Source organism: Mesorhizobium sp. M5C.F.Ca.IN.020.29.1.1, assembly GCF_003997375.1.
Taxonomy (GTDB): domain Bacteria; phylum Pseudomonadota; class Alphaproteobacteria; order Rhizobiales; family Rhizobiaceae; genus Mesorhizobium; species Mesorhizobium wenxiniae.
On record NZ_RZSW01000501.1, the window covers coordinates 1 to 4,704 of the forward strand.

The 4,704-nt window shown below is 60.9% G+C and carries 5 protein-coding genes and 1 pseudogene; 5 read left to right on the forward strand and 1 reads right to left on the reverse strand.

Features of this window, described 5'->3' with window-relative positions; genetic code table 11:
- Positions 1-311, reverse strand: a 311-nt coding sequence (locus EOA85_RS28145; RefSeq protein ID WP_281033792.1) for a CocE/NonD family hydrolase, incomplete at its 3' end; no start/stop codon positions are given.
- Between the two features lie 258 nt (positions 312-569).
- Between EOA85_RS28145 and EOA85_RS28150 the strand changes: the two genes are divergently transcribed.
- The 5 genes and pseudogenes from EOA85_RS28150 to EOA85_RS39390 all read left to right on the forward strand — a co-directional run.
- On the forward strand, positions 570-1,748 hold the full coding sequence (locus EOA85_RS28150) for a cysteine desulfurase family protein (protein ID WP_127211944.1): 1,179 nt from the start codon (positions 570-572) through the stop codon (positions 1,746-1,748).
- A gap of 186 nt (positions 1,749-1,934) precedes the next feature.
- Positions 1,935-3,452, forward strand: a complete 1,518-nt coding sequence (gene sufB, locus EOA85_RS28155) for a Fe-S cluster assembly protein SufB (RefSeq protein ID WP_127211945.1) — start codon at positions 1,935-1,937, stop codon at positions 3,450-3,452.
- Between the two features lie 4 nt (positions 3,453-3,456).
- A complete protein-coding gene (locus EOA85_RS28160; protein WP_127211946.1) occupies positions 3,457-3,738 on the forward strand; it encodes a hypothetical protein in 282 nt (93 codons plus the stop codon).
- Positions 3,738-4,493: a Fe-S cluster assembly ATPase SufC gene (gene sufC, locus EOA85_RS28165; protein WP_029353585.1), complete on the forward strand. Its 756-nt coding sequence runs from the start codon at positions 3,738-3,740 to the stop codon at positions 4,491-4,493. The genes EOA85_RS28160 and sufC overlap by 1 nt, the downstream gene beginning before the upstream one ends.
- Positions 4,494-4,533: 40 nt before the next feature.
- Positions 4,534-4,704: pseudogene (locus EOA85_RS39390) on the forward strand (Fe-S cluster assembly protein SufD); the annotation flags it as partial.

Below are 4,704 nucleotides of genomic sequence, written 5' to 3' on the forward strand. Positions count from 1 at the left end.
ACCCAGCAGCTCTTGGAATCAGGATGCAGCGACTGCACCCAATCAAGTGCCGCGGCCGCATCCGACAATTCGCCGGTGCCGTGGTCGAATTCGCCCTGGCTGCGGCCGATGCCGCGGAAATTAAAGCGAAGCGTGGTGAAATCCCGCTTCTGGAACATGTAGAAGAGGTCATAGACGATCTTGTTGTTCATCGTGCCGCCGAACTGGGGGTGCGGGTGCAGGATGATGGCAATCGGCGCGCTCTTTTCCTTGGAAGGCTGGTAGCGACCCTCCAGGCGGCCGGCCGGACCGGTGAAAATGACCTCAGGCATAAAATACTCCACATGGCATATGAATGCGCGGCGCCCGGAACAACTCTTCCTCCGGCCCCCAGTCTTCCCAGGCCTTGACGCAGGGCGAGCGTCTTTCTAGAAGCTAGTTTAGAATTGTTCAAAACTGGGTGGCCAAAACATCGTGGTTCGGCCATCCGCGCCGCAAGTGGCGTAAATAGGACGGCTTGCCTTGCAATTTCAAGGAAATAACGCGCTATCCTCGCGGAATGGCTCTTGAAGGGACCGATCGAAACGAAAATGGCCGGAAGACGCGCCTATCTCGACTACAATGCCAGTGCGCCGCTGCTTGCCGCGGCGCGCACTGCAATGATTGCCGCGCTTGATGTCGCCGCCAACCCGTCATCGGTCCATGCCGAGGGTCGCGCCGCACGGCGGCTGATCGAGAATGCAAGGCGCGATGTGGCGACGCTGGTCAACGCCAGCGCCGAGCATGTCGTGTTCACCTCCGGTGCGACGGAAGCCGCCTCGACGCTGCTGACGCCGGATTGGCAGATGGGGCGCGGCACTATCCGCATGAGCCGGCTCTATGTCTGCGAAGCCGATCATCCTTGTGTGCTGAATGGCGGGCGCTTTCCGGCAGCCCAGGTGACACGCATCGGCGTCGACACCGACGGCATTGTCAAGCTGGACGCGTTGGCGGCGGCACTTGGCCGTCATGACAAGGCAGACGGCCTGCCGCTGGTGGCGATCCACGCTGCCAATAACGAGACCGGCATCATCCAGCCGGTCGAGCGCATCGCCGAAATCGTCAAGGCGGCGGGCGGCATTCTGATCATCGACGCCGTGCAGGCCGCCGGCCGCATTCCGCTCGATTTGTCAGCGGGTTACGCCGATTACCTGATTCTGTCTTCGCACAAGATCGGCGGTCCCAAGGGCGCTGGCGCCATCATCGCCGCCTCGGACCTGATGATGCCAAGACCCTTGATCGCCGGCGGTGGCCAGGAAAAGGGCCACCGTGGCGGCACCGAAAACCTAGCCGCGATCGCCGGTTTTGGCGCGGCGGCGCGGGAAGCCCTGATCGGATTGAAGAGCATCGATGCGGTCGGTCGCCGCCGCGACGAGATCGAGGCCATCGTGAAAACGCTGGTGCCGGATGCGGAAATCTTCGGAACCGGCGCGCCGAGGCTTGCCAATACGACATTCTTCGCTATTGCGGGCACCAAGGCCGAGACGGCGCAGATCGCCTTCGACCTCGCCGGCGTGGCGCTGTCGGCCGGTTCCGCCTGTTCGTCGGGCAAGGTCGGCCCGAGCCATGTCCTGAAAGCCATGGGGCACAGTGATAGCCTTGGCGCTTTGCGCGTGTCCATCGGCCACGCAACGAGTGCCGAGGATGTCGAGTTGTTCCGCAAGGCACTGTCAGGTATCGCCTCGAGGCAAGCCGGTAAGGAAGCGGCGGGCAGGGAAAAAGCTGCCTGAGTGCGGCAGAATGATGCAGGCCTTCGGGCCTGGTAGAGCCGTGCGTTTCATGGTGGCCGGGTGAATTTCCGGCAGGGACGCACTATATGGAACTTACGCCGCCTTGGTTGCCCATGGGCACTCGTTTCGCGGTGCCATAGTTTGAAAACTGTCGGGCCTTGACCCCGGCGTGGATGGAGAACGCATATGCCTGCTGTGCAGGACACGATCGATCGGGTCCGAAAGATCGACGTCGACCAGTATAAATACGGATTCCAGACCGAAATCGCGATGGACAAGGCCCCAAAGGGCCTGAGCGAAGACATTATCCGCTTCATTTCGGCGAAGAAGGACGAGCCGTCCTGGATGCTGGAATGGCGTCTGGAAGCCTATCGGCGCTGGGTGACGCTGGACGAGCCGAAGTGGGCGCGCGTCCATTATCCGAACATCGATTTCCAGGACCTCTACTACTATGCGGCGCCCAAGAGCACGCCGGGACCGACATCGCTGAGCGACGTCGATCCTGAGCTCTTGAGGGTCTACGAAAAGCTCGGCATTCCGCTGAAGGAACAGGAAATCCTCGCCGGCGTGCAGAAGACCGACGCGTCGGAACTCGAGGAACCCAGCGACAATGTCTACAAGTCGGGCCGCGTCGCCGTCGACGCGGTGTTCGATTCGGTGTCCGTCGTCACCACCTTCAAGAAGGAGCTGGCGCAGGCCGGCGTCATTTTCTGTTCGATCTCGGAAGCGATCCGCGAGCACCCGGAACTGGTGAAGAAATATCTCGGTTCGGTCGTGCCGACCTCCGACAATTTCTACGCGACACTGAATTCGGCGGTGTTCACAGACGGCTCCTTCGTCTTCGTGCCCAAGGGCGTGCGCTGCCCGATGGAACTGTCGACCTATTTCCGCATGAACGAGAAGAATACCGGCCAGTTCGAGCGTACGCTGATCATCGCCGAGGAGGGGGCTTACGTCTCCTATCTCGAAGGCTGCACGGCGCCGCAGCGCGACGAGAACCAGCTTCACGCCGCCGTGGTCGAATTGATCGCGCTCGACGATGCCGAGATCAAATATTCGACGGTGCAGAACTGGTACCCCGGCGACGCCGAGGGCAAGGGCGGCATCTACAATTTCGTCACCAAACGCGGCGACTGCCGTGGCCATCGTTCGAAGATATCGTGGACGCAGGTCGAGACCGGCTCGGCCATCACCTGGAAATATCCGAGCTGCATCCTGCGCGGCGACGATTCCAGCGGCGAGTTCTATTCGATCGCCGTGTCAAACGGCTACCAGCAGGTCGATAGCGGCACCAAGATGATTCATCTCGGCAAGAACACGTCGAGCCGCATCATCTCCAAGGGCATCGCCGCCGGCCTTTCGCAGAACACCTATCGCGGACAGGTTTCGGCGCACCGCAAGGCGACCAACGCCCGCAACTTCACCAACTGTGACTCGCTGCTGATCGGCGACCAGTGCGGCGCGCACACCGTGCCCTACATGGAAGCCAAGAACGCGACGGCGAAGTTCGAGCATGAGGCGACGACGTCGAAAATTTCCGAAGACCAGAAATTCTACGTCATGCAGCGCGGCATCCCGGAAGAAGAGGCGATCGCGCTGATCGTCAACGGCTTCGTCAAGGACGTCATCCAGCAGCTGCCGATGGAGTTCGCCGTCGAGGCGCAGAAGCTGATTGGGATCTCGCTGGAAGGCAGCGTGGGTTGATTAGATGGAACGGCGCTCTTGGAAATTCTTCGAGCGTATCGAGAGCTTGATAGTCGTTCTGATGCGCTCGTTGACCCTCGCTATTGGAGGTGCCGTGGTGGCTCTGATAGGCGCAATGTTTGGCTTGAGTTCGGTAAAGAATATTGGTGGTTCGATCGCGGGCCTAGGCGCGGTTGGGTTTTTTGGCTGGATGTTCGTTACAGGCGATCTTGCGGGCGCGCTTTTAGGGAGATCCGGTCAAGGACCGAGCGTCGAGAAACAACAAGAACACGAAAGTAGAAAATGATGCTTGAGATCAAGAACCTGCATGCCCGCATTGTCGACGACGGCACCGAGATTATCCGCGGCCTGAACCTGACGGTGAAGGCCGGCGAGGTCGCCGCGATCATGGGCCCGAACGGCTCGGGAAAGTCGACGCTGTCCTACATCCTCGCCGGGCGCGAGGATTACGAGGTCACCGAAGGCGACATCCTCTACAACGGCCAGTCGATCCTCGAAATGGATCCGGCCGAGCGCGCCACATCAGGCATCTTTCTCGCCTTCCAGTATCCGATGGAGATACCGGGTGTGGCGACGATGGAATTCCTGAAGGTGGCGATGAACGAGCAGCGCAAGGCGCGCGGCGAGGAGCCGCTGAAGATCCCCGAATTCCTGAAGCGCGTGAAGGACGCCGCCGCCTCGCTCAACATGGACATGGCGATGCTGAAGCGGCCGCTCAATGTCGGTTTTTCCGGCGGCGAGAAGAAGCGCGCCGAGATCTTGCAGATGAAGCTCCTGGAGCCAAAACTCTGCGTGCTCGACGAGACCGATTCAGGCCTCGATATCGATGCGCTGAAGATCGTCTCGGACGGCGTCAACGCGCTGCGCTCGCCCGACCGCGCCATCGTCATCATCACCCACTACCAGCGCCTGCTCCAACACATCGAGCCGGATACTGTGCACGTGCTCTACAGGGGCCAGGTGATCAAATCGGGCGACAAGTCGCTGGCGCTCGATCTCGAGGCCAATGGCTATGCCGGCGTGATCGGCCAAGCCGCGTGAGATGCCAGAAGGCGAGACAAAGCTAGGCAAGGCGAAACTGATGAATATACATACGACACCCCAGCGAACGCCAGCCGAAACGGCGCTGATCGACGCCTTCAGCGACCGGCTCTCGCTGCTGCCCGGCGACGGCACGGTGATGCTGAAGCGCGACGACGCCGTCGAGGCGATCAAGAGCGGCCTGCCGACGCGGCGCATCGAATCCTGGCAC